Source organism: Methylobacterium sp. BTF04, assembly GCF_010692745.1.
GTDB lineage: Bacteria > Pseudomonadota > Alphaproteobacteria > Rhizobiales > Beijerinckiaceae > Methylobacterium.
On the sequence record NZ_JAAHTB010000029.1, the window covers coordinates 27,147 to 50,514 of the forward strand.

At 67.7% G+C, this 23,368-nt stretch carries 22 protein-coding genes; 16 read left to right on the top strand and 6 right to left on the bottom strand.

The features are described 5' to 3' along the window. The first annotated feature begins 46 nt into the window (after window positions 1–46). Window positions 47–1,090 (top strand): PAS domain S-box protein, encoded by a 1,044-nt coding sequence (locus tag G3T14_RS16405; protein ID WP_163643618.1) that lies wholly within the window; start codon window positions 47–49, stop codon window positions 1,088–1,090. Window positions 1,091–1,175: 85 nt separating this feature from the next. After that, a complete protein-coding gene (locus G3T14_RS16410; protein ID WP_163643619.1) occupies window positions 1,176–1,601 on the top strand; it encodes a SufE family protein in 426 nt (141 codons plus the stop codon). Between the two features lie 12 nt (window positions 1,602–1,613). On the opposite strand, the gene G3T14_RS16415 is transcribed toward G3T14_RS16410, so the two are convergent. Both G3T14_RS16415 and G3T14_RS16420 read right to left on the bottom strand, forming a co-directional pair. Further along, window positions 1,614–2,435, bottom strand: a complete 822-nt coding sequence (locus G3T14_RS16415; protein WP_163643647.1) for a DUF6456 domain-containing protein — start codon at window positions 2,433–2,435, stop codon at window positions 1,614–1,616. A 263-nt stretch (window positions 2,436–2,698) separates the two neighbouring features. Then, complete coding sequence (locus G3T14_RS16420) at window positions 2,699–3,133, bottom strand: MucR family transcriptional regulator (protein ID WP_163643620.1); 435 nt, start codon at window positions 3,131–3,133, stop codon at window positions 2,699–2,701. Between the two features lie 487 nt (window positions 3,134–3,620). Between G3T14_RS16420 and G3T14_RS16425 the strand changes: the two genes are divergently transcribed. The 4 genes from G3T14_RS16425 (at window position 3,621) to murC (ending at window position 9,686) form a co-directional block, all read left to right on the top strand. Next, window positions 3,621–5,780 carry a S9 family peptidase gene (locus G3T14_RS16425; RefSeq protein ID WP_163643621.1) on the top strand — a complete coding sequence of 720 codons (2,160 nt, stop codon included), beginning with the start codon at window positions 3,621–3,623 and terminating at the stop codon, window positions 5,778–5,780. 165 nt (window positions 5,781–5,945) lie between these two features. Further along, window positions 5,946–7,112, top strand: a complete 1,167-nt coding sequence (locus G3T14_RS16430; protein ID WP_163643622.1) for a putative peptidoglycan glycosyltransferase FtsW — start codon at window positions 5,946–5,948, stop codon at window positions 7,110–7,112. Continuing rightward, window positions 7,109–8,218: a UDP-N-acetylglucosamine--N-acetylmuramyl-(pentapeptide) pyrophosphoryl-undecaprenol N-acetylglucosamine transferase gene (locus G3T14_RS16435; RefSeq protein WP_163643623.1), complete on the top strand. Its 1,110-nt coding sequence runs from the start codon at window positions 7,109–7,111 to the stop codon at window positions 8,216–8,218. Before G3T14_RS16430 ends, G3T14_RS16435 begins: the two co-directional genes overlap by 4 nt. Before the next feature lie 52 nt (window positions 8,219–8,270). Next, complete coding sequence (gene murC, locus G3T14_RS16440; RefSeq protein ID WP_163643624.1) at window positions 8,271–9,686, top strand: UDP-N-acetylmuramate--L-alanine ligase; 1,416 nt, start codon at window positions 8,271–8,273, stop codon at window positions 9,684–9,686. Window positions 9,687–9,693: 7 nt separating this feature from the next. On the opposite strand, the gene G3T14_RS16445 is transcribed toward murC, so the two are convergent. Then, entirely contained in the window at window positions 9,694–10,083 is a 390-nt protein-coding gene (locus G3T14_RS16445) for a helix-turn-helix transcriptional regulator (protein WP_163643625.1), read from the bottom strand. Window positions 10,084–10,093: 10 nt separating this feature from the next. Further along, entirely contained in the window at window positions 10,094–10,339 is a 246-nt protein-coding gene (locus G3T14_RS16450) for a type II toxin-antitoxin system RelE/ParE family toxin (protein WP_281409819.1), read from the bottom strand. A gap of 88 nt (window positions 10,340–10,427) precedes the next feature. Between G3T14_RS16450 and murB the strand changes: the two genes are divergently transcribed. The 9 genes from murB (at window position 10,428) to G3T14_RS16495 (ending at window position 21,205) form a co-directional block, all read left to right on the top strand. After that, entirely contained in the window at window positions 10,428–11,378 is a 951-nt protein-coding gene (murB, locus tag G3T14_RS16455; protein WP_163643627.1) for a UDP-N-acetylmuramate dehydrogenase, read from the top strand. A 112-nt stretch (window positions 11,379–11,490) separates the two neighbouring features. Continuing rightward, window positions 11,491–12,414: a D-alanine--D-alanine ligase gene (locus tag G3T14_RS16460; protein ID WP_163643628.1), complete on the top strand. Its 924-nt coding sequence runs from the start codon at window positions 11,491–11,493 to the stop codon at window positions 12,412–12,414. Next, window positions 12,381–13,364 carry a cell division protein FtsQ/DivIB gene (locus tag G3T14_RS16465; RefSeq protein ID WP_163643629.1) on the top strand — a complete coding sequence of 328 codons (984 nt, stop codon included), beginning with the start codon at window positions 12,381–12,383 and terminating at the stop codon, window positions 13,362–13,364. The genes G3T14_RS16460 and G3T14_RS16465 overlap by 34 nt, the downstream gene beginning before the upstream one ends. A 70-nt stretch (window positions 13,365–13,434) precedes the next feature. After that, a complete protein-coding gene (ftsA, locus tag G3T14_RS16470; RefSeq protein WP_163643648.1) occupies window positions 13,435–14,757 on the top strand; it encodes a cell division protein FtsA in 1,323 nt (440 codons plus the stop codon). Window positions 14,758–14,880: 123 nt separating this feature from the next. Continuing rightward, the gene (gene ftsZ, locus G3T14_RS16475; RefSeq protein WP_163643630.1) at window positions 14,881–16,641 is read left to right on the top strand and encodes a cell division protein FtsZ; all 1,761 of its coding nucleotides are present in this window, start codon (window positions 14,881–14,883) and stop codon (window positions 16,639–16,641) included. Window positions 16,642–17,060: 419 nt separating this feature from the next. Beyond that, a complete protein-coding gene (lpxC, locus tag G3T14_RS16480) occupies window positions 17,061–18,008 on the top strand; it encodes a UDP-3-O-acyl-N-acetylglucosamine deacetylase (protein ID WP_163643631.1) in 948 nt (315 codons plus the stop codon). Between the two features lie 219 nt (window positions 18,009–18,227). Beyond that, window positions 18,228–19,106 carry an outer membrane protein assembly factor BamD gene (locus G3T14_RS16485; RefSeq protein ID WP_163643632.1) on the top strand — a complete coding sequence of 293 codons (879 nt, stop codon included), beginning with the start codon at window positions 18,228–18,230 and terminating at the stop codon, window positions 19,104–19,106. Window positions 19,107–19,214: 108 nt separating this feature from the next. Further along, window positions 19,215–20,882, top strand: coding sequence for a DNA repair protein RecN (recN, locus tag G3T14_RS16490; RefSeq protein ID WP_163643633.1), 1,668 nt, complete (start codon window positions 19,215–19,217; stop codon window positions 20,880–20,882). 113 nt (window positions 20,883–20,995) lie between these two features. Continuing rightward, window positions 20,996–21,205, top strand: coding sequence for a hypothetical protein (locus G3T14_RS16495; RefSeq protein WP_163643634.1), 210 nt, complete (start codon window positions 20,996–20,998; stop codon window positions 21,203–21,205). A gap of 30 nt (window positions 21,206–21,235) precedes the next feature. Here the strand turns inward: G3T14_RS16495 and G3T14_RS16500 are convergent, their stop codons facing one another. After that, window positions 21,236–21,478, bottom strand: coding sequence for a hypothetical protein (locus tag G3T14_RS16500; RefSeq protein ID WP_163643635.1), 243 nt, complete (start codon window positions 21,476–21,478; stop codon window positions 21,236–21,238). Window positions 21,479–21,673: 195 nt separating this feature from the next. Beyond that, complete coding sequence (locus G3T14_RS16505; protein ID WP_163643636.1) at window positions 21,674–22,204, bottom strand: GcrA family cell cycle regulator; 531 nt, start codon at window positions 22,202–22,204, stop codon at window positions 21,674–21,676. 315 nt (window positions 22,205–22,519) lie between these two features. On the opposite strand from G3T14_RS16505, the gene G3T14_RS16510 reads away from it, so the two are divergent. Then, window positions 22,520–23,362 carry a cell envelope integrity EipB family protein gene (locus G3T14_RS16510; RefSeq protein WP_163643637.1) on the top strand — a complete coding sequence of 281 codons (843 nt, stop codon included), beginning with the start codon at window positions 22,520–22,522 and terminating at the stop codon, window positions 23,360–23,362. Window positions 23,363–23,368 lie beyond the last annotated feature (6 nt).

The following is a 23,368-nucleotide window of genomic DNA, read 5'->3' on the forward strand; positions in this document are numbered from 1 at the left end:
GCATGCGCGGAGCCAGTCCCTAGTTCACGAGTAGATCGGGAGTATCATGGCCGCGGACACGCCGTCGACCGAGGTGGCATCGGACAATGGAGTGGGATGTGACGAGTTTCGTCGCTTTGCGGATTTCATGCCCCTGATGATGTGGCGCGCCGATGATGACGGTGCGCGCGTCCATCACAATGAATCCTGGCTCGCTTTCACGGGTCGCTCGGCGGAAGCCGAGATCGGCGAAGGCTGGCGGCGCGGATTGCATCCCGACGATTTCGACGTCCACGCCGCGCTCGTCTCCAATGCGATGGCCGAGCGTCGTCCGTTCACCGCCGAGTTTCGCCTGCGGCGCCACGACGGCTCCTATCGCTGGCTCCTCGACACCGGGAAGCCGCTGGTCGATGGCGAGGTGTTCCAGGGCTATATCGGGACCTGCTTCGATATCACCGACCGGAAGCACGCGGAGGAGCATTCCGAGCAGGTTTTGGTGGAGAAGGAAGCGCTTCTCGCCGAGGTCTATCACCGGGTCCGCAACAACTTGCAGGTGATGGTCAGCCTCATCGGGCTCTACGGCCGGGCGGCGCCGCCACCGTGCCGTGGGAGCTTCGAGGCCCTCGGCCAGCGTGTGAGGGCGATCGCCCTGGTGCAGCAGCACCTGCACGAGGCGCCCCATATCGCGTCGATTGATCTGCGCGATTACTTGCACCGCCTTGCCTCGGGGCTCGGGCAGCTACGGCGGGCTGGACGCATCGGCGTCACCGTCGGCGGCGTCGGCACCAGCCTCGTCGAACCGCGCACCGCTAACGCCCTCGGCATGATCGTAGCCGAGATCGTGTCCGAATGCCTCGACACCACTGCCGAGAGCGTGGCGTGCGGCATCACGATCACCATCGACGCGGTCGCCGGTGGGCCGGTGCGCCTGTCGATCTTCTCGACCACCGGCCATGCGGCGCCCCCCGGAAAGGTCGAAGTGCCCAATCTCGGCCCGCGCCTGATCGCAGCCTATGCCGCTCAGGCCGAGATCGCGGTGCGCGGTCTCGGGACGGACGGGGATCCGCTGGAGCTTCAGCTTCCCGAAGTGCTGGTCCGGCCGCCTGAATAGGCGGTCGCCCGGCAGGCAGGGTCGTTTCCCCGTGGAAATCGCCTATATCCAGGCACCGCCCCACCCACGAGACGATCCGCCCATCATGCTTCCGCCGATTGCGACCATCATCGAGAATTTCGAGATCCTGGACGATGGCCCGGACCGCTACGAATATCTGATCGAGCTCGGGCGTGCCCTGCCGGACTTCCCTTCAGAGCTTCTGACGGAAGAGAACCGCGTCCACGGCTGCGAAAGTCAGGTCTGGGTCAAGTCCCATCTCGACCAGTCCCACGAACCGCCGCGGCTGAACCTGCGGGGAACCAGCGACTCGGTGATCACCAAGGGGCTGATCGCCCTGGTGATGACGCTTCACGACGGGAAGACCCCCCAGGAGATCGCCGCCGTCGACGTCTTCGCGGTGTTCAAGCAGATCGGGCTCGGCGCTCATCTCACGTCGAAGCGCGCCAACGGCGTGCGCGCCATGGCGGACCGCATCCACAAGGATGCGGCTCGCTTCATCGCGGCCTGAGGCGCCCGTCGGTCAGGCGTGGTCGCGCCACAGGCGCATACGGGCACGCTCCGGCCCCACCGCCTCGCGCTCCAGCCCGTAATGCTCCGCGAGCCGCGCCAGGGCGATCCGCGCAACGACCTTGGCCGAGCGTGCCGGCCAACGCCGTTCCGCCTCGATCCGCTCCAATCCCTTCAGGAAGCCGCATAGGTCGATCAGCAGCCCGGACAGGTCGTTGCCGACCGCTCCGAGGGCCGAGCGGACGCGCTGGCGGGCGGCCAGCATGGCATCCGATCCGGCCGCCGGATCACGCGGGCCGCCGCCATCGACCTTCACCCCACTCCAATCCGCGCCCATGCGAGGCATCAGGGCCGCCTTGGTGAGATCGCGCCGGAGCCGTTCGCCGGCCTCGTAGCAGGCCGCATCGATGAGGGGCGTGCCGTCCCGGTCGCGTCGGCGGGCCATCCAGGCGAGCGGGCTTTCCGAGGCGTCCCGGATTCGACGCTCTGACGGCGCGCTCGCGTCGCTCACCAGGTCGAGATGCTGGGCGAGGTAGGGCGGCTGGGCGCCGGCCCGCTCGCGCCGCAGGCGGGCCCGTCCCGCCGGGCTGATCGTGAGCCGAGCCCGGCGCCCCACCGCTCGCTCGGCAAGATCGGCGGCGATGAGTGTCGCCCCGGCCGTCAAGGCGAACCGGCCGCATCCCACCGATATGCCGCTGCCGCCGCTGCGCACGATCAGGTCGTCTTCGGCAGTGGGGTCGGGCAGGGCATAGGCGCCATCCTCTGCGAGCGCTGCCAGCAGGCGCCCGGCTTCCCGCCCGAGGGAGGCGGCGGCCGTGTCGGGCCTGCGCGCCATACGCTTTGCGGGGGCGCGCGGAAGAATGTTCATGATATGTTCCATTACGCACAGGTACATCACCGGCGCTGTTCGACCCATGGTAAAGGAAAAATATCCTAGATCAAGCCTTGACGACCCAAATGGGCCGAGCCCGTCAGCTCGGTTCGTGGAACCAGTTTTCCGCCCTCGGAAACAATTACAGGGTCTGGCCGATCAGGATGTTTCGACGTTATCGGATCCACCCGACCCGATAACGTCGCACCATCACGCCACGCAGGAGTTCAGGCGGCTTCGTCGTAGTTACCGTTGCGCGTCTGACCGAGACCGATCGCCTTGGCGAGGTCGGAGCGGGCCTTGGCGTAGTTCGGAGCGACCATCGGATAGTCGGGCGGCAGGCCCCACTTGGCGCGATACTGCTCGGGGCTCATGTCGTACTTGGCGCGCAGGTGGCGCTTCAGCGACTTGAAGGTCCGGCCATCTTCGAGACAGACGATGTGATCGGCGGTCACCGACTTCTTGATCGAGATTGCCGGCTGCGGCGGCGCGGCGGACACCTTCGCCTCGACCTGCCCGGTTCCGATCTGCGTAATCGCGCTGTGAATGCGGGAGATCAACTGAGCCAGCTCGGTCGGTGGGACCGGATTATTGCTGACATAGGCCGAGACGATGTCCACCGTCAGCTCTACGTAATCCGTCGAGTTTTCCATGTCGCTCATAATCGGAACTGTTCCTTCAATGCGAAGCGGGGAGACGGGTTTCCAAACTCCCCAACCGTTTTCGCATCCTGATTGTTTCACCGCATGGGCAGCAACGTTGCGTCATCCGCGCGCCCTCTACGATGGTCGAAACCTTAGCACATTGCGTTGGCTGTTCAAGATATTCACGACGACGAGACAAGACAAGATGCGGATCGATCGGTCCCCACCAACAACTTACCTGAAGGATAATTCGGTTCCGACCGTTCTACCGGCCCTGTCGAGGTGCCTGTTCTGGATTGTGAATCTCTTATGGTGTGCCATCTCTGGATAGCTTGGCGCCGTAATCCCCTCGGGGCCGCGCGAAGGGCCGTCATGCCCCAATGCCACGGGATCGTGATCTTGCTTGCCGGCCCTGCACGCGGCACATGTCCACGGGCAAGCGGGGATGCCGTCGGACCTGTAGGTCCGATCGGCGCCCCGGTCTTTCAATCCGAGGATTTGCGCGATGGCGTCCGATCGCATTCCCATCACAGTTTCGTCAGACGCGCCCTCGGCGGAGGTCCGGCCGCACAGCTTTGCGGTCCATGGCCGGGCGGTGACCGACGATTATGCGTGGCTGAAGGCCGAGAACTGGCGCGAGGTGCTCAAGGACCCCGCGGCCTTGCCCGCCGACATCCGGGCGCATCTGGAGGCGGAGAACGCGTATGCGGACGCAGCCCTCGGGCAGGTCGAACCGCTCCGCAAGACGCTGGTGGCCGAAATGCGCGGGCGCATCCGCGAGGATGACAGCGGCGTGCCCGAGCCCGACGGGCCGTACGCCTACTACATCCGCCATCGCGACGGCGGCCAGCACCCGTTGATCTGCCGGCGCCCGCGTACCGTGGTGGTGCTTCCGGGGCAGGGGGCCGAGACCGCGGCCGATGGCGGACCCGAGCAGGGCGAGGTCATCCTTCTCGACGGCGACCGGGAAGGCGCCGACCGCGCCTTCTTCGAGATCGCCGCGGCGGTCCATTCCGACGATCACCGCCTTCTCGCCTGGAGCGCGGACACCAAGGGCTCGGAACTCCACACCATCCGGGTGCGCGACGTCGAGACCGGCGCGGACGCATCCGACCGGATCGAGGCCACCACCGGCGAAGTGGTGTGGACCGCCGACTCGCAGGCCTTCTTCTATGTGGCGGTCGACGACAATCACCGTCCGGCCCGGGTTCTGCGCCACAGGCTCGGGACCGCGCAGGCCGACGACGTCCTGCTCTATGAGGAGCGCGACGCAGGCTTCTTCGTCCATATCGAGGAGACCCAGTCGGGCGACTATCTCGCGATCACGGCGAGCGACCACGAGAGTTCGGAGGTACATCTCCTCGACCGCACGGCGCCGGACGCCACGTTGCAGGTTGTGCAGCCACGGCAGCCGTTGCTGATCTACTCGGTGGAGAACTGGGCGAGCCACCTCTTCATCCTCACCAACGCCGACGGCGCCGAGGACTTCAAGATCGTCACCACCAAGGTCGACGCCCCCGGCCGCGAGAACTGGAGCGACGTCATCCCGCATCGGGCCGGGGTGATGATCCGCCACCAGCACGTCATCGCCGACCACCTCGTGCGGCTCGAAATCGAGAATGCGCGCCCGCGCATCATCGTGCGCGACACCAAGGGCAGCGAGCACACGGTGGCCTTCGCCGAGGAGGCCTATTCCCTGGGGCTCCAGCCGGGTCACGAATTCGAGACCGCGGTGATCCGCTTCACTTACTCGTCTATGACGACGCCAGCCGAGACCTACGATTACGATTGCGTCACCCGCGCCCGGCAATTGCGCAAGCGCCAGATGGTGCCGAGCGGCCACAAGCCGGAGGATTACGTCACCCGCCGTCTGTTCGCTACGGCCTCCGATGGCGAGACCGTGCCGATCTCGTTGCTGCATCGGCGCGACCTGCCTCTCGACGGCACGGCCCCGCTGCTCCTCTACGGCTACGGCTCCTACGGCACGCTGATGCCGGCCGCCTTCCGCACCAACCTCCTGTCGCTGGTGGATCGCGGCCTCGTCTACGCCATCGCCCATGTGCGCGGCGGGACCGAGAAGGGCTGGCGCTGGTACCTCGACGGCAAGCGCGAGAAGAAGCCCAACACCTTCTCGGATTTCGTCGCCTGTGCCCACGCGCTGATCGACGCGAAATACACCGCATCCGGCCGGATCGTGGCGCATGGCGGCTCGGCCGGCGGCATGCTGATGGGCGCCGTCGCCAACCTCGCCCCGGACGTGTTCGCCGGGATCGTGGCCGACGTGCCGTTCGTCGACGTGCTCAATACGATGCTCGACGGCGACCTGCCGCTCACGCCGCCCGAATGGCCCGAATGGGGCAATCCCGGCGAGAGTTTGGCGGATTTCGAGACCATCCTGTCGTACTCGCCCTACGACAACGTCTCGGCGAAGGCCTATCCGGCGATCCTGGCGCTCGGCGGCCTCACCGATCCGCGGGTGACCTATTGGGAGCCGGCCAAATGGGTCGCGCGCCTGCGCGCCACCATGACCGGTGCCGGCCCGATCCTCCTGCGGATCAACATGGAGGCGGGCCATGGCGGCGCCGCAGGGCGTTTCGACCGCCTCGAGGAGGTCGGCCTGATCCAGGCCTTCGCACTCCTGGCGGTGGGCAAGGCCGAAAACTGAGGCGGCGCCGGCCGGCGATGGACCCCGTCGCCGGCCGATCCGAGCGAACTCCGCAAGGATTGGTTTACCATTCCGGCACAGGATCGCGCCCGTGCCGGCTCGACGCTGCCGGCGGCTGTCGGCTGCTCCCGCGAGCGCCGTGAGGCTCGAGGGGAAACGCAATTCATGATGTCCCGCGCCGAACGCACGCCTCTCACCGACTGGTGGTGGACCGTCGATCGCGGCCTGCTCGCGGGCCTCGGCGCCTTGATGGTGGCCGGTCTGGTCTTCCTCATGGGCGGCGGACCGCCGGTGGCCGAGCGCATCGGCCTGCCGACCTTCTACTTCCTCAACCGGCAGGCGCTGTATCTCGCTCCGACCCTTGTCATCATCGTCGCGGTCTCGTTCCTGTCCCTGCGCCATATCCGGCGCGTAGCGCTCGGAACCTGGCTCCTCGGCGTCACCCTGTGCATCCTGGCCGGCAAGTTCGGCCCCGAGATCAAGGGCGCGCATCGCTGGATCCAATTCGGCTCCTTCGGCTTGCAGCCGTCCGAATTCGTGAAGCCCGCCTTCGTGGTGGTGGCCGCCTGGGCCTTCTCTGAGGGCGCGCAGCGTCGCGACATGCCCGGCGGATTCATGGCGATCCTGCTCCTGCCCATCACTATCGTGCCGCTGATCCTCCAGCCGGATTTCGGCCAGACCATGCTGATCACCATCGTCTGGTGCTCGCTGTTCTTCGTCGCCGGGCTGCATTGGTTCTGGGTGGCCGGCCTCGGCGCCGGCGGGCTTCTCGGAGTCGCGGTCGCCTACCAGTTCCTGCACCACGTGCGCGAGCGTATCACCCGCTTCCTCGACAAGGATTCCGGCGACAGCTTCCAGGAGTTCTGGGCGCGCGAATCGTTCAATTCCGGCGGCTGGCTCGGTACCGGCCCGGGGGAGGGCGTCGCCAAGCGCCACCTGCCCGACGCGCATACCGACTTCATCTTCTCGGTCACGGGTGAGGAGTTCGGCGTCGTCGTCTGCCTCGGCCTCGTATGCCTGTTCGCCTACATCGTCATGCGCGGCCTGAAACTGGCGCGCCGCACCGACGACACGTTCTCGCGGCTCGCGATCACCGGGCTCACGACCCTGTTCGGCCTGCAGGCCTGCATCAACATGGCGGTGAACGTCCGCCTGATGCCGGCCAAGGGCATGACGCTGCCCTTCGTCTCCTACGGCGGCTCGTCGCTGATCTCGCTGGCGCTCGGCATGGGATTCCTCGTCGCCTTGACCCGCAAGCGCCCACGCACCACCACCCTGAGCCAGAAGCCGCCGGGCACAGCGCCCGCGACCGTCGCCGGAGTGATGCGTTGACCGTTGCCACCGCCACCGTTCTGCTGTGCGCCGGAGGCACCGGCGGGCATCTGTTTCCCGCCGAAAGCCTCGCTTACGCCCTGCGGGCGCGCGGGATTCGCGTGGCCCTGGCCACCGATGCCCGCGTCGATTCCATCGCCGCCGGTTTCCCGGCCTCCGAGATCGTCACCATCGCGTCGGCCACGCCGTCGGGCCGCTCGCCGATCAAGCGCGGTCTGGCGCTTCTCACGCTCGGACGTGGATTCGGCGTTGCCGCCAAGGAGATCCGCCGCATGAATCCGGCGGCGATCGTCGGTTTCGGCGGCTATCCCACCGTGCCGCCGATGCTCGCCGGGCAGATCCTGCGCATCCCCACCATCCTGCACGAGCAGAACGCGGTGATGGGTCGGGCCAATGCCTTCCTGGCGCGCGGGGCGCGTGCCATCGCCACCGGCTTCAAGAACGTGCGCGGCGTGCCCTTGAAGGCCACCGCCCCCCGCACCCATACCGGCAACCCGTTGCGCCCGGCGGTGATCGAGGCGGCGAAGGTCGCTTATCCGGCGATCGGCACCGGAGAGCCTCTCCATCTTCTCGTCTTCGGCGGCAGCCAAGGCGCGCGCGTCATGGGCGACGTCGTCCCCAAGGCCATCGGCGCGCTGCCGGCTGACCTGCGTGCGCGGCTTCACCTTGTTCAGCAGGTGCGCTCCGAGGATCTGACTGCGGTGCAGAATCTCTATCTCGGCATGGGACTCGGTGGCCTCGAGGCCGCGCCGTTCTTCAAGGACCTGCCGGCGCGCATGGCCGCCGCTCATCTGGTCATCGGTCGCTCGGGCGCCTCCACCGTCTCGGAACTCGCCGCCATCGGCCGGCCGTCGATCCTCGTGCCGCTTCCCGGAGCCCTCGATCAGGACCAGGCCGCCAATGCCGCCACGCTCGGTGCCATCGGTGCGGCCTTGCCGATCGCCCAGAGCGCGTTCACGCCGGACCGCCTCACGGCGGAACTCGTGGACCTCTTCTCCAATCCCGAAAAATTGACCGCGGCAGCGGCAAGCGCCAAAAGCGCCGGCATCCACGACGCCGCCGAACGCCTCGCCGACATCGTCGTCGCCACGGCCGCCCGCACCTGATTCTCCAACTCAGCCCGCGACTGCGCGCTCCCGACCTGGACTGGTTCATCCCATGAAGCTGCCCGACAAGCTCGGACCCATCCACTTCATCGGCATCGGCGGTATCGGCATGTCCGGCATCGCCGAGGTAATGCACAACCTCGGCTATACGGTGCAGGGGTCGGACGCCAACGACAACGCCAACGTCCGGCGCCTCGCCGAGAAGGGCATGAAGACCTTCGTCGGCCACGCGGCCGGCAACGTCGCCGATGCCGCCCTCGTCGTCGTCTCCACCGCGATCCAGCGCGACAATCCGGAGCTGATCGAGGCGCGCGAGCGCCGCCTGCCGGTGGTGCGCCGGGCCGAGATGCTGGCTGAACTGATGCGTTTCAAGTCGTGCGTCGCCATCGCGGGTACCCACGGTAAGACCACGACGACGTCCCTGGTGGCGACCCTGCTCGACGCCGGCAACATGGACCCCACCGTGATCAACGGCGGGATCATCAACGCCTACGGCACCAATGCCCGCATGGGCGAGGGCGAGTGGATGGTGGTGGAGGCCGACGAATCCGACGGCACCTTCCTGAAGCTCCCGGCCGACGTCGCCATCGTCACCAACATCGACCCCGAGCATCTCGACCATTTCGGCTCGTTCGATGCGGTCAAGGAGGCCTTCCGGCGCTTCATCGACAATATCCCGTTCTATGGCTTCGCGGTGATGTGCATCGACCATCCGGTGGTGCAGGACCTCGTCGGGCATATCGAGGACCGCCGCATCATCACCTACGGCGAGAACCCCCAGGCGGACGTGCGCCTGATCGATGTCGACCTGCGCGGCGGCCAGAGCCGGTTTCGCGTGATGATCCGCGATCGGCGTCCCGGTTTCCGGCTGGAGATGGAGGATCTGGTCCTGCCGATGCCGGGCAAGCACAATGCGCTGAACGCCACCGCTGCGCTCGCCGTGGCGCATGAACTCGGCGTCGAGCCCGAAACGATCCGCAAGGCACTCGCGAGCTTCGGCGGCGTCAAGCGCCGCTTCACCAAGACCGGCGAATGGAACGGTGCGCTGATCTTCGACGATTACGGCCACCATCCGGTGGAGATCAAGGCAGTGCTCAAGGCCGCCCGCGCCTCCACCGACGGGAACGTCATCGCCATCGTCCAGCCGCACCGTTACACCCGGCTGGCCTCGCTGTTCGACGATTTCTGCACCTGCTTCAACGATGCCGACACGGTCATCGTCGCCCCGGTCTACGCGGCAGGCGAGGCGCCCATCGAGGGCATGGACCGCGACGGTCTCGTCTCCGGCCTCAAATCCCGCGGCCACCGCGACGCGCTCGCCCTGGAGCGCACCGAGGACCTCTCCGGCCTGGTCGCCAGCCGCGCCAAGCCGGGCGACTACGTCGTGTGCCTCGGCGCCGGCAACATCACCCAATGGGCCTACGCGCTGCCGGGGGAATTGGCGGCGATGGACGGGGTGAAGGCGTGAGGTCGGTTCACGCAGCTTCGGCGTTTGGAACGACGTCGTCCATGTCGACGCCGAGCGCCTCGGCCAACGCCCGATAGGCCCCAATGTCGCCCCCGCGCTCGCCACGCTCCATTCCCGCCAGGACGGTGTCCGAGATCCCGCTGGACTCGGCCAGTTCCATCACGGTCAGGCCACGCCGCTCCCGCCAGAAGGCAAGCGGAGTCGGCGCCTTGCGCAGATCGTCGAGATCGTCTTCGCTCAGCAACTCGTCGGTCCCGTTGCCGAGGCGGTCCTGCGACGCGGTGAGAGCTCGGGAATCCGCCGCGTCTTCGGCCAGGGCCAGCAATTGCTCGAACTCGGCTTCGGGCAGGATCACGATGGCTTCGCCGGATGGGGTCTTCGTGCGCACGATGGTCATGGTGCCGATCCTATCCGTAGATCGAGCCACGGGGCCCGACCTCATGCACAATGATCCGATCCGGTGCGATCGTGAAGATCACCCGCCAATCGCCCACCCGCAGACGATGACCATCGATTCCCTTCAGGGTTTTGACGTTGTTGGCCAAGGTTGCCGGATCGTCAGCCAACTGACGCAGCTTGTCGCGGATCAGGGCTTCGGTGTTGGACGGCATCCGGCTGAGGGCTCGCGCTGCCGCGCGTGTGAAGACGACCATCCTGGCCATGACGCCGACTTACCCATGACGCAACCTGATTGGTTTCCATGCAACCCGTAATCGATGATTCTGGAAGGTGCTAGAACGCATGACCGCCTTTCCCGACATCATTCCCGCCATCCGCGCTGCGGCGCCGTCCCTGCGCGGGCGGTTGATCGCGAACCAGCCGCTGTCCGATCTCACCTGGTTTCGGGTCGGCGGCCCGGCGCAGGTGCTGTTCACGCCGGCGGATGACGAAGACCTTTCGGTGCTGCTCGCGGCCCTCGATCCTGAGACCCCAGTGACGGTGATCGGCCTCGGCTCGAACCTCATCGTGCGCGACGGCGGAGTGCCGGGCGTGGTGGTGCGGCTCGGGGGCAAGGCCTTCGGCTCGGTCGCCATCGACGGTGAGCACCTGCGCGCCGGCACGGCTTTACCCGACATGCGGCTCGCCAAGGCGGCGGCGGAAGCCGGGCTCGATGGCCTCGCGTTCTTTCGCGGCATCCCCGGGTCCGTCGGTGGTGCGCTGCGGATGAATGCCGGGGCGCATGGCGGCGAGACCACCGACGTGCTCGTCGAGGCGCGCGGTATCGACCGGCGCGGCACCCTGCGGACCTTCAGCCACGCCGAGATGGGATTCGCCTATCGCCACAGCGGCGCACCCGGCGACGTCATCTTCACCCAGGCGGTCTTTCGGGGTCGTCCCGGCAACCGCGCCGCCATCGAGGCGGAGATGGAGCGCGTCACCGCCGCGCGGGAGGCGGCCCAGCCGATCCGAGAGCGCACCGGAGGCTCGACCTTCCAGAATCCGCCCGGTGGCAAGGCTTGGGCCCTCGTCGATGCGGCCGGCTGCCGGGGACTGACGGTGGGCGGCGCCCAGGTATCCGAGATGCACTGCAACTTCCTGATCAACCGCGACGGCGCCACGGCGGCCGACATCGAAGGGCTCGGCGAGGAAGTGCGCCGGCGGGTCCGCGAGACGTCGGGGGTCGAGCTGCACTGGGAGATCAAGCGCATCGGTCTCCCGACGCCGGAATCCGCGACGGTGTCCGCTCCGTGATCACGCCCGACAGCAGCGAACCGAGCCGCAACGCGAAGAGGATCGGTCCGTGACGGCCGACCGGATGTAAGACCGGGCATCTGTCCGCGCCCCTCTCTTTCTGGAGTCTCCCATGTCCAAGCACGTCGCCGTCCTGATGGGCGGCTGGTCCTCAGAGCGGCCGGTCTCGCTGAATTCGGGCCATGCCTGCGCCGACGCCCTCGAGAGCCAGGGCTTCCGGGTCACCCGCGTCGACGTCCAGCCCGACATCGCCACGGTGCTCACCGAGCTCAAGCCCGACGTGGCGTTCAACGCTCTGCACGGACCGGCCGGCGAGGACGGCACGATTCAGGGTCTCCTGGAGATCCTGCGGATTCCCTACACCCATTCCGGCGTGCTCGCCTCGGCGCTCGCCATGCATAAGGAACGTGCCAAAACGATCATGCGCGCGGCCGGCGTGAGCGTTCCGGAGGGTCGCGTCGTTAACCGTCATGAGGCCGCAAAGTCACACGTGCTGACGCCGCCCTACGTGCTGAAGCCGGTGGCCGAGGGTTCCTCCATGGGCGTCATCATCGTGCGCGACGGCCGCGCGCATCCGCCCCAGGAAGTGGGCCGTGCGGATTGGACCTATGGCGATGAAATCCTTGCGGAAACCTACGTCGCGGGGCGCGAGCTGACCTGCGCTGTGATGGGGGATAAAGCCCTCGGCGTCATCGAGATCAAGCCGGCTTCCGGGGAGTGGTACGACTTCGATGCGAAGTACGCCGAGGGGGGGTCGATCCACGTCCTGCCGGCAGAAATTAAACCAATTATTTACCAGCGTGTCCAAGAGTTGTCGTTAACGGCGCATCAAGCACTCGGGTGCCGGGGCATCAGCCGTGCGGACCTTCGATACGACGACACGCCGGGAGGAACCGGTGCCCTCGTCGTGCTGGAGGTCAACACGCAACCCGGCATGACGAAGACGAGCTTGGTCCCGGAGATCGCAGCCCACGCGGGCTTTAGTTTCGGTGAGCTCGTCCAATGGATGGTGGAGGACGCAACGTTGGGCCGGTAGGGGCCGCCGATCAGGCTGGCGCCGACGGGCTCCTCGGCCCGGTCGCCGGCACGGTCCGGTCGGTCCGTGCGGCTTTTGCCGTACGCCTGACCCGGCAGATGCGCCGGGTCGCGCCCGGCCGCCGTTCGCGCATGGCGATCCCGATCGAGCGTCGGGTTCCGCGCCATCTCGGCACCGCCGGCCTCTTCCTCGCCTCCGCCACCCTGGCCCTCGGCGCCTTCGTCGCCAGCGGCAGCTATGACCGCTTCGTCGCCGAGAACGGCCGCCCCCTCGATATCCTGGCGCGCCTCGCCGGCTTCGGGGTCGAGCGCGTCACCATCTCGGGCATCGCCCGTCTCTACGAGCGCGAGGTGCTGCAGGCCGCCGGCATCGACGGCCACTCCTCCGTGGTGTTCCTCGACGTGGCCGAGGTCCGCGAGCGGCTGCTCCGGGTGCCGCTGATCGCCAGCGCCTCCGTGCGCAAGGTCTATCCCAACGAGATCGTCATCACCCAGGTCGAGCGCGAGCCGGCGGCCCTGTGGCAGCGCAACGGCGAGATCGCGGTGATCGCCGCCGACGGCACCGTGATCGACCAGATGCGCGACGATCGCTACGCCGCGCTTCCCCTGGTGGTCGGCGACGGCGCCAACGAGCGCCTGAAAGAGTATCTCGGCCTGATCGAGGCCGCCGGCGCCCTCGCCGAGCGCGTCAAGGCCGGCACCTACGTCTCGGGCCGGCGCTGGACGCTGAAGCTCGACGGCGTCGACATCCGCCTCCCCGAGACCGGGGCGACCGAAGCCCTGGCCCGGCTGGTCAAGTTCGAGCGCGACAACCGCATCCTCGAGAAGGACATCATCGCGGTGGACCTGCGCATGCCCGACCGGGTGGTGGTGCGGCTCACCGAGGAGGCCGCCGCGTCCCGCCTCGAATCCCAGAAGAAGAAGCCGAAGGGCAAGGGGACCGAGACATGAGCCGAACGATCCCGTCCGGCGCCGTCCGCGTCTCTCCGCCTCGCCCCCGCAATCCCGGCTCGGTATCATGATGCACGACCAGCATGGCCTCACGCCGCGCCTGAAACCGCTTTCCGCACGGCGCAGCACCACCCTGTCGGTGCTCGATATCGGCACCAGCAAGGTCGTCTGCCTCATCGCCGAGCTGCAGCCGGCCGAGGCGCTCTCGACCTTGCGCGGACGCACCCATTTCGCCCGCATCATCGGCATCGGGCATCAGCGCTCGCAGGGGATGAAGGGCGGCGCCATCGTCGATCTGGAAGCCGCCGAGGGCGCGATCCGCCAGGCGGTCCATGCCGCCGAGCGGATGGCGAAGGTCGAGGTGCAGTCGGTCATCGTCAACATGTCCGGCGGCCGCATCGGTTCGCAGCATTTCGAGGCCCGCGTCGGCACCCGCACCGGGACCGTCACCGGGTCGGACGTGGAGCGCGTGCTCGAGACGGCCTCGGCCCACGGCGTCAGCCCCGGCCGGGCCGTGCTGCACGCCCTGCCCACCGGCTATGCCATCGACGGCCAGGGCGCGGTCATCGACCCGTCGGGCATGATGGGCAACGCCCTCGGCGTCGACCTGCATGTGGTCACCGGCGAGGCGGCCGCGGCGCGCAACCTGATGCTGGCGGTGGAGCATTGCCACCTCGGCGTCGAGGCGGTGATCGCCACGCCCTACGCGGCGGGCCTGTCGGCTCTGGTCGACGACGAGGCCGAGATGGGCGTCTGCGTCGTCGATATGGGCGGCGGCACCACCACGGTGGGCGTGTTCTCGGCCGGACATCTCGTCCATGTCGACGCCATCGCGGTGGGCGGTCACCACGTCACCATGGATATCGCCCGCGGCCTCTCGACCCGGGTCGCGGCGGCCGAGCGGCTCAAGACTCTGTACGGCTCGGCGCTGCCCACCGCGTCGGACGAGCGCGACATGATCGCCGTCCACGGGGTCGGCGAGGACGAAGACGATGCGCCGACCCACGTGCCGCGCTCGCAGCTCGTGCGGATCATCCGCCCGCGCGTCGAGGAGGTGCTGGAACTGGTGCGCGATCGCCTGCGCAACGCCGGTTTCTCGGCTCAGGCCGGGCGTCGTGTGGTTCTGACGGGCGGCGCGAGCCAGCTCGTCGGTCTTCCGGAAGTCGCCCGCCGGGTGATGGAGGGCCAGGTCCGGATCGGCCGGCCCCTCGGCATCCGCGGCCTGCCGGAAGCCGCCAAGGGCCCCGCCTTCTCTGCGGCGGTCGGCCTCCTCGTCTACCCGCAGGTGGCTCATGCGGAGCATTTCGAGCCACGGGGGCACGGTGCCTTCGCCGGCACCGGGACGGACGGCTACCTCTCGCGCGTCGGACGCTGGATCCGCGAGAGTTTTTGAGACGACCGCCGTCGCGCCCCAAACCCCCGCTACGGGGTGGGCGCGAATGGCCAGACCAAATCGGCGCATCTCTTCCACCGATGCGTCAAACGAAACGTGAAAGGCACGAAAGGCTCGACACCCATGGCCATCAGTCTGCAGGCGCCGGATATCCGTGAACTGAAGCCCCGCATCACCGTCTTCGGTGTCGGCGGAGCCGGCGGCAACGCCGTCAACAACATGATCGAATCGGGCCTACTCGGTTGCGAGTTCGTCGTTGCGAACACCGATGCTCAGGCGCTCACCTCCTCCAAGGCCGAGCGCGTGATCCAGATGGGTCTCGGCGTCACGCAGGGGCTCGGCGCCGGTTCGCACCCGGAAGTCGGTTCGGCCGCGGCCGACGAGGTCATCGACGAGATTCGTGACCAGCTCTCCGGGGCACACATGTGCTTCATCACCGCCGGCATGGGCGGCGGCACCGGCACCGGTGCGGCCCCCGTCATCGCCCGCGCCGCCCGCGACATGGGCATCCTCACTGTCGGCGTCGTGACCAAGCCGTTCCAGTTCGAGGGTGTGCGCCGGATGCGCACCGCCGAGGCCGGCATCCAGGAGCTCCAGGCCGCCGTCGACACCCTCATCGTGATCCCGAACCAGAACCTGTTCCGGGTTGCCAACGAGAAGACCACCTTCGCCGACGCCTTCGCGATGGCCGATCAGGTGCTGTACTCGGGCGTTGCCTGCATCACCGACCTGATGGTCAAGGAAGGCCTCATCAATCTCGACTTCGCCGACGTCCGCGCGATCATGCGCGGCATGGGCAAGGCGATGATGGGCACCGGCGAAGCCTCCGGCGAAAACCGCGCCAACCGCGCGGCCGAAGCCGCCATCGCCAACCCGCTCCTCGACGACGTGTCGATGAAGGGCGCGCGCGGCCTGTTGATCTCGATCACCGGCGGTAACGACCTCACCCTGTACGAGCTCGACGAGGCCGCCACCCGCATCCGCGAAGAGGTGGATTCGGATGCCAACATCATCCTCGGCGCGACCTTCGACGAGAGCCTCGACGGCATCATCCGCGTCTCTGTGGTCGCCACCGGCATCGAGCCGGCGCTGATCTCGGCCAATTCGCAGAACAACCCCGACATCGTCCAGACCGAGCAGCGCATCGCCGAGGTCGCCGAGCGTCTTCGTGCGGAAGCGAGGGCGCGGGCGGCACAGCCCGCGCCGACCTTTCGCCCCGTCGGACAAGAGCACCCCGTAACCGCCGTGCCTGCTCCGGTGCAGGCTCAGCCCCAGGCTCCGGTTCAGCCGCTGCGCGCACTCGAGCCGATCGCCTCCGCTCCCGAGCCGATGCGGCTGGAACTGCCGGCCGCTCCGGTGATGCGCGACGAGGTTCTGCTGACCCAGACCCAGCCGCGTGCGGCGATGGCCTACGAGCCCGCCCCGCTGCAGGCTCCCGAGCCCGCCCCGGTCCAGGCCGCCGGCCCGTTCGTGCCGCCCCGCCCGGCGGTCGCCGTGGCGCGTGCCCCGCGCATGCCGCAGATCCAGGACCTGCCCATGCCGGGCCAGGCCCAGATCCGCGCCCAGCGCGGTGAGGAGCCGGTGGAGCCCGCTCCGGACTCGAAGCGCATGACCCTGCTGCGCCGCCTCGCCACCGTCGGCTTCGGCGGACGTCGCGAGGAGGCCGAGGCCGCACCGCTGCCGCAGCTGCGGGCGCCGGTCGCGCCTGCACCGCAAGCTCCGGCACCTGTGGATTACGCCAAGCGTGCGCCGGTTCAGGCTCCGCCGGCGTACCGCCCCGCCCAGGGCAACCTCGACCCGCAGGGCCGGGTGACCCCGCAGCCGCGCATGATGGACGACGATCAGCTCGAGATCCCGGCCTTCCTGCGTCGCCAGGCGAACTGATCGCACGCCCCGCGAGGTCTTAAACACGCCCCGCGAGGCGCCTCGAAACGCCCCGCGAGGCACCCTCCAAACCCCCGCGGAGTGCCTTCGGGACGCCCGCGGGATTGCTGAGGGTCCCGTTCCGAGGCATTTGAGCAACAGACCCGGAGCCGAAAGGCTCCGGGTTAAACCTGTTGTTAAAGTATTGAGATAAAATGGCTTTTCGAAACCGGTCCGGTAAGCTCGTCTGTAACAGAGCGTAAGAATCCGTGATTTGGTCTCGCTTTGGGGCGGGGCTATACGCATTTTGGAACGAAAAGGCGCGGCGGTTTTACCGTTAGCGCCGGCAGGGGCTTCAAGCAGCGGACGGATCGCAAGGGGCGGCCGGCTCTCCTCATCATCGAGGACGAGTGGCGCTCGATCACGGCCGAGGGCATGGAATGCGAACGAACCAACAGACCACCCTCAAGACCGCCGCCACCCTGCGCGGCATCGGCGTCCATTCCGGGAACCCGGTGGAAATCACGCTGCATCCGGCGCCCGCCAATCACGGGATTGCCTTCCTCCGCACCGGAATGGCTACCGGCAACGACCGCCTCATCAAGGCCCACCACGCCTGCGTTTCCGCCACCGAGTTGTGCACTGTCATCGGTGACGTTGAGACCGGCGCCGTCGCCACCATCGAGCACCTGATGTCGGCCCTTTACGGCCTAGGCCTCGACAACGTCCTCGTCGAGATCGACGGGCCCGAGATGCCGATCCTCGATGGCAGCGCCCGCCCATTCGTACAGGCCATCGACGCGGTCGGCATCGCGTCCTGCAGCGCCCACCGTCGCTGGATCAAGGTACTCCGTCCCGTCCGTATCGAGGTCGGCCGCGCTTTCGCCGAACTCTGCCCGATCGACCGGGGCTTCCGCCTCGACGTGGAGATCGACTTCGAAAATCCGGTGATCGGCCGCAGCCGCAAGGCGATGGACCTGACCCCCTCGGCCTATCGCCGCGAGATCGCCAGCGCCCGCACCTTCGGCATGATGCGGGACGTGGAGCGCTACTGGAAGGCCGGCTTCGCCCTCGGCGCCTCGCTGGAGAACACGGTGGCGGTGGGTGACACCGCAGTGGTGAACCCGGAAGGCCTGCGCTACGCGGACGAGTTCGTCCGCCACAAGTTCCTCGACGCGGTGGGTGATCTCGCCCTGGCCGGCCTGCCGCTCCAGGGGGCCTATCGCTCCTATTGCGGCGGTCATCGCATGAATGTCGGTGTGCTCACCGCCCTGTTCTCGGACCGCGCCAATTACGCCATCGTCGAAGGTCCCGGCATCCGCCGCGAGACCACGCTCACCGAATTCGGTGCCAGCCTCGGCATCGCCGCTTTCGCAGGCGACCTGTAGCGCTTCCGCAACACGGTCGGTTATCCTGTCCGGCGTGCCTATCCCGCCGCTTTCATGCCCAAATCGAACGCCACGGTGAATCGTCCGTGAAACGGAGCGAGGTCCGCTGTGCAACGCGCACGGACCGTGGCATCACGCCGTCAGCCACGCGACCGATATCTGTGATGGCTTGACGACGCGGGGTCCATGTACGGGCCCGCCTGTTGGGGAAAGACCGGAATGCGCCTCACTCATCCCAACCGCGGTGCGATGGCGGCCGTGCTCCTCACCGTCTGCAGCCTCGGGCTCGGCGGCTGCGACGCGCTCGACTCGATCAATCCCTTCGCCGAAAAGTACAAGCCCGAAGTCATCCCGGATGTTCCCGCCGACAAGCTCTACAGCGAGGGCTTGGCGAAGATGGAAGACAAGGACTACGAAGGCGCTTCGAAGAAGTTCGGCGAGCTCGACAAGGCCTACAGCTATTCCGACTGGTCGCGTAAAGCCCTCCTGATGACGGCCTACGCGAACTACGAGGGCCAGAAGTACGACGACGCGATCAACGCCTCGAAGCGCTACCTTCAGCGCCATCCGGCGAGCAAGGACGCGGCCTACGCCCAGTACCTGATGGCGATGTCGCATTATAAGCAGATCCCCGACGTGACCCGCGATCAGGACCGGTCCGAGAAGGCCCTCGCCGGCCTGCAGGAGCTCGTCCAGAAGTATCCGACCTCGGAATACGCCGCCGACGCCAAGGCCAAGATCCAGATCACCCGCGACCAGCTCGCCGGCAAGGAGATGGAGGTCGGCCGCTTCTATCTCGAGCGTCGCAACTTCCCCGCCGCGATCAACCGGTTTCGCGATGTGGTGAGCAAGTACCAGACGACCCGCCACGCGGAAGAGGCGCTGGAGCGCCTGACCGAGGCCTACATGGCACTCGGCCTGACGCAGGAGGCCCAGACCGCTGCCGCCGTTCTCGGTCACAACTTCCCTGACAGCCCCTGGTACAAGGATGCCTTCGCGCTCCTCCAGAACGGTGGCCTCGAGCCGCGCGAGGAGAAGACCTCCTGGCTCAGCAAGATCTATCGCGGCGTCATCGGCCGCACGGCGGACGCGCAGTAGAGCGCCCGATCGCCGCTTCCGCACGGGAGCGGCATCTTTTCGGGTGAAGCGAACCGCACTTCGCCGTAAGGACACGGCCAGCGTTCACAACGGGGCCTCATACGCGGCATGCTGATCCAGCTTGCGATCCGCGACATCGTACTCATCGACAAGCTGGCCCTGAACTTTCGCGAGGGCCTCAGCGTCCTCACGGGAGAGACCGGCGCCGGCAAGTCGATCCTGCTCGATGCCTTCGCGCTGGCGCTCGGCGGGCGCGGCGACGGCCGGCTCGTGCGCCACGGCGAGAGCCAGGGCGCGGTCACCGCCGCCTTCGACGTGCCCCTCGATCATCCCGCTCGCCAACTCGCCGCCCAGGCGGAGATCGACACCGAGGGCGACCTGATCCTGCGCCGCGTCCAGATGGCCGACGGACGGACCCGCGCTTTCGTCAACGATCAGGCCGTCGGCGTTCAGGTCTTGCGCGCCATCGGCACGGCGCTGGTGGAAATCCACGGCCAGCACGACGACCGGGCCCTGGCCGATCCCGGCACCCATCGCGCCATCCTCGACGCCTTCGGCGGCCTGCAGGCGCCGCTCGCCCAGGTGGCCGAGGCGGCCAAGCGCGTGAAGGCCGCGCGCAATGCCCTCTCCGAGCACCGCGCCAGGGTCGAGGCGGCCCGCAAGGAGGCCGATTTTCTTCGCCATGCCGTAGGCGAACTCGAGACCCTCGATCCGCAAGCCGGCGAAGAGACCGATCTCGCCGAGCGCCGCACGGTGATGCAGCAGAGCGAGAAGGTCGCCCGCGAGCTCAACGAGGGCATCGAGGCGTCCGGCGGCGGGATCGTCTCCCACCTGTCCTCGGCGCTGCGCAAGCTCGAACGGCGCGCGAGCCAGCTGCCCGCTCTGGTCGAGCCCTGTGTCGCGGCCCTCGACGCCGCGCTCACCGCCCTCGACGAAGCGCATTCGGTGCTGGATGCCGCCCTGCGCGAGGCCGAGTTCGATCCGCGCGAGTTGGAGCGGGTGGAAGAGCGTCTGTTCGCCCTGCGGGCCGCCTCGCGAAAATACGACGTGGCGGTTGACGCCCTCGCCGCCCTGCGCGAGCGCTACGTGGCGGATGTCGCCGCCATCGATGCCGGGGAGGAGGCCCTGGCCGGCCTCGACGCGACGCTGGCCCAGGCCGAGGCCGCCTATGCCAAGGCCGCGCTCAAGCTCACCGAGGGGCGCAAGCGCGCCGCCAAGGCCCTCGACGCGGCGGTGAAGACCGAGCTGCCCCCGCTCAAGCTCGAGCGCGCCCGCTTCATCACCGAGATCGCCACCGATCCGGATTCGCGCGATCCGGCCGGCTACGACCGGGTCGAGTTCTGGGCCCAGACCAATCCCGGCACCCGGCCCGGCCCGATGATGAAAGTCGCCTCGGGCGGCGAGCTCTCGCGTTTCATGCTGGCGTTGAAGGTCGTGCTCGCCGACAAGGGCTCGGCTCCCACCCTGATCTTCGACGAAATCGATACCGGCGTCGGCGGTGCAGTGGCCGACGCCATCGGTGCCCGGCTCGGGCGCCTCGCCACCCGCGTGCAGGTGGTGGCGGTGACCCATGCCCCTCAGGTGGCGGCCCGCGCCGAGACGCATTTCCTCATCGCCAAGGATCCGGTGAAGGGCAGCGACCGCGTCGCCACCCGCGTGGCCTCGCTGGAGGCACCGGCACGACGCGAGGAGATCGCCCGGATGCTGGCCGGTGCCACGGTCACGGACGAAGCGCGTGCCGCTGCCGCGAGCCTGCTTCAGGCCGCCGACGCGTGAGATCGCTACGATTTAACGGTTCATTAACCATGGTCCGCAACACTCGGTAAACGGCGAGTGCGATCCGATTCGGCGCCGACGTGGAACAATCGCTCGAACGAGGGACTGAGACGTTGGACCAGAGAGGCGCCGATCACGATCTGCGGGCAGAGGCCGAGACCGAATTCCAGCCGATCCTCACCGACGATACCCGTTATCGCCTGGGGACTGCGTTGCGGTCGCTCTACGAGGAAACCTGCGACACCCAGCCGATACCCGACAGCCAGATCGACCTGCTGCTGCGCCTGCGCCACAAGGAGCGGGACCGCCTTCGCGCCGGCTGAACCGGGGTCGAGCGAATCCCACGCCGCTACCTACCAGCGGCGCGCGCCAGGCTGGCGCTGATATTCGGCGGCCCTGATCATGGTGAGAACCCGGTCGAGAGTCAGCAATAGCGTCCGTTCGTCGGTGCCGGCCTGACTGATCTCGCCGGCATCCGTGCCGTATTGCTGGCGCTGCTGTGCCAAAGCGAGCTGCCGCTCGATGTCTTCACGCTGGGCATGCAGATCGAGGAACGAGTCCTCGGCCGCGCCCGGAAGAGTTGACTGGTCCTTCACGGTGACACCTTCCCGCGCGGGCCATCAGGCCTGCGACCGATGGTAACGTGTGAAGATGCGAAACCGTGCCATCGGCCGGCTTCGAACACGATATCGCCGACGTAGAAACCGGACATCGATCGGGTCTCGCACTGCCGGCGCCTGTGACCGCATCCCCGTTTCCGGAGTGGCGGGTCACTTTCCCGGGACGATGCTCTAGCGAAACCCTCCGACCCGACGGTCGCGCTTGCGCTCCGCAGCCGGTTGATAGGCGATCTGGGCGTGATGCGTGCAATAGGGCAGGCCGGTGATGGCCCGGTCGCCGCAATAGTGGAAATCCGGCGAGGTCGGGTCGCCGAGCGGCCAGCGGCACATCGATTCGCGCAGATCCATGATCGTCACGCGGCGGGAGACGGCGATCGGCGTCGCCTCGGTCGCGACCGGCACAGCCCGCTCGGGTGGGGCCGGTGGCGTCACCTCCACCGTGACCACAACCTCCGCGACGGTTGAGATCTGGAGCTCGACATCCGCTTCGATCTCGCGCGCTGCCTTGCGCTGTGTCGCGGACGCGGCATCGGAGGATTTCACGCGGCCCGAAAGCCCGAGGCGGTGAACCTTGCCGATGACCGCATTGCGCGTGACGCCGCCGAGCTGCGTGGCGATCTGGCTGGCGCTCAGCCCATCTTCCCACAGGCGGCGTAACAGGTCGACGCGCTCTTCCGACCAACTCGGGACCGTTTCTGCCATCGTGCCCTCCGAAATCGTCCTCGATCACCCGGCCATCGCTATCGCGATCACGCCGAGACGCGTGCATGGCGAAGGATCTGGAGACCGTCGGGTGATGATCGCCTTCACGTGTTGGGCGACGAGGCGAACCGTACAGGACGCCGCGACGCCGATGCAAGGGCGGCTTCGAGAGCGGCCGTAGCCGCGCCGGGACTGTCCACCGGCAAAGCTCGCGCCCGGTTCTCTCTTGGCCACCTGCCTGTCGCCGCTCGCATTGCCGCTGCGGAGGGGAGGGCCTATCTCATCGGCTCTGCGTGCCCCCGATCAGGAAACCTCATGCGTCGCCACAGCGTCACCGCCTGTCTTTTCCTGTTCGCCACCGGAGCGAGCGCCGCGACGCCGATCCGGCTCGCCAATCACCGGGCGGTCTACGACCTGTCGCTGGCCGAGAGCGGCGGAACGCGGGCGGTGGAGAGTGCGCGCGGTCGCATCGTCATCGAGTTCACCGGCGATGCCTGCAAGGGTTACACGATGCAGACCCGGCAGGTGACGGTGCTGGAGAGCGGGGAGACCGGCAGCCGGACGTCGGATCTCCGCAACACCACATTCGAGAGCGGCGACGGGAAAAGCTACCGGTTCAAGACCAGTACGACCCTCAACGGCACCGCCAGCCCATCCGTGGACGGCACGGCCGAATCCGCCTCCGATACCCTCAAGGTACGGTTGAAGGAGCCCAAGCGCGACCAGTTCCAATCGTCCCATGAAGTGCTGTTCCCGACCTTTCACATGCGTCGCCTGATCCAGGCCGCGCGAGACGGACAGACCACCCTGTCGGTCAAGGTGTTCGATGGCTCGGACGATGGCCGCAAGGTCTACGACACCCTCGCGGTGATCGGACGGCAGGCCCAGGCCCCTGCTCCCGCGCTCCAGCCGACGACGGCCCCCGAGCGCGACCGGCCGCTCAAGGACGGTGCCATGGCGGCGATGCCGCATTGGCCGGTGACGCTGAGCTACTTCACCCAGGGCGAGGGCGAGCGCACGCCGATCTACACCCTGACCTTCGATCTCTATGAAAACGGCGTCAGCGGCGCGCTGCGGCTGGATTACGGTGAGTTTGCGGTGATCGGCAACATGAGCCGCCTCGACACGCTCCCGTCAGGCTCGGAATGCGCCCCGTAGGCGCGC

Coding starts and splice junctions, on each gene's coding strand:
- G3T14_RS16405 (WP_163643618.1), top strand. CDS start 47: ATGGCCGCGGACACGCCGTCGACCGAGGTGGCATCGGACAATGGAGTG.
- G3T14_RS16410 (WP_163643619.1), top strand. CDS start 1,176: ATGCTTCCGCCGATTGCGACCATCATCGAGAATTTCGAGATCCTGGAC.
- G3T14_RS16415 (WP_163643647.1), bottom strand. CDS start 2,435: ATGGCGCGCAGGCCCGACACGGCCGCCGCCTCCCTCGGGCGGGAAGCC.
- G3T14_RS16420 (WP_163643620.1), bottom strand. CDS start 3,133: ATGAGCGACATGGAAAACTCGACGGATTACGTAGAGCTGACGGTGGAC.
- G3T14_RS16425 (WP_163643621.1), top strand. CDS start 3,621: ATGGCGTCCGATCGCATTCCCATCACAGTTTCGTCAGACGCGCCCTCG.
- G3T14_RS16430 (WP_163643622.1), top strand. CDS start 5,946: ATGATGTCCCGCGCCGAACGCACGCCTCTCACCGACTGGTGGTGGACC.
- murC (WP_163643624.1), top strand. CDS start 8,271: ATGAAGCTGCCCGACAAGCTCGGACCCATCCACTTCATCGGCATCGGC.
- G3T14_RS16445 (WP_163643625.1), bottom strand. CDS start 10,083: ATGACCATCGTGCGCACGAAGACCCCATCCGGCGAAGCCATCGTGATC.
- G3T14_RS16450 (WP_281409819.1), bottom strand. CDS start 10,339: ATGGTCGTCTTCACACGCGCGGCAGCGCGAGCCCTCAGCCGGATGCCG.
- murB (WP_163643627.1), top strand. CDS start 10,428: ATGACCGCCTTTCCCGACATCATTCCCGCCATCCGCGCTGCGGCGCCG.
- G3T14_RS16460 (WP_163643628.1), top strand. CDS start 11,491: ATGTCCAAGCACGTCGCCGTCCTGATGGGCGGCTGGTCCTCAGAGCGG.
- G3T14_RS16465 (WP_163643629.1), top strand. CDS start 12,381: ATGGATGGTGGAGGACGCAACGTTGGGCCGGTAGGGGCCGCCGATCAG.
- ftsA (WP_163643648.1), top strand. CDS start 13,435: ATGCACGACCAGCATGGCCTCACGCCGCGCCTGAAACCGCTTTCCGCA.
- ftsZ (WP_163643630.1), top strand. CDS start 14,881: ATGGCCATCAGTCTGCAGGCGCCGGATATCCGTGAACTGAAGCCCCGC.
- lpxC (WP_163643631.1), top strand. CDS start 17,061: ATGCGAACGAACCAACAGACCACCCTCAAGACCGCCGCCACCCTGCGC.
- G3T14_RS16485 (WP_163643632.1), top strand. CDS start 18,228: ATGCGCCTCACTCATCCCAACCGCGGTGCGATGGCGGCCGTGCTCCTC.
- recN (WP_163643633.1), top strand. CDS start 19,215: ATGCTGATCCAGCTTGCGATCCGCGACATCGTACTCATCGACAAGCTG.
- G3T14_RS16505 (WP_163643636.1), bottom strand. CDS start 22,204: ATGGCAGAAACGGTCCCGAGTTGGTCGGAAGAGCGCGTCGACCTGTTA.
- G3T14_RS16510 (WP_163643637.1), top strand. CDS start 22,520: ATGCGTCGCCACAGCGTCACCGCCTGTCTTTTCCTGTTCGCCACCGGA.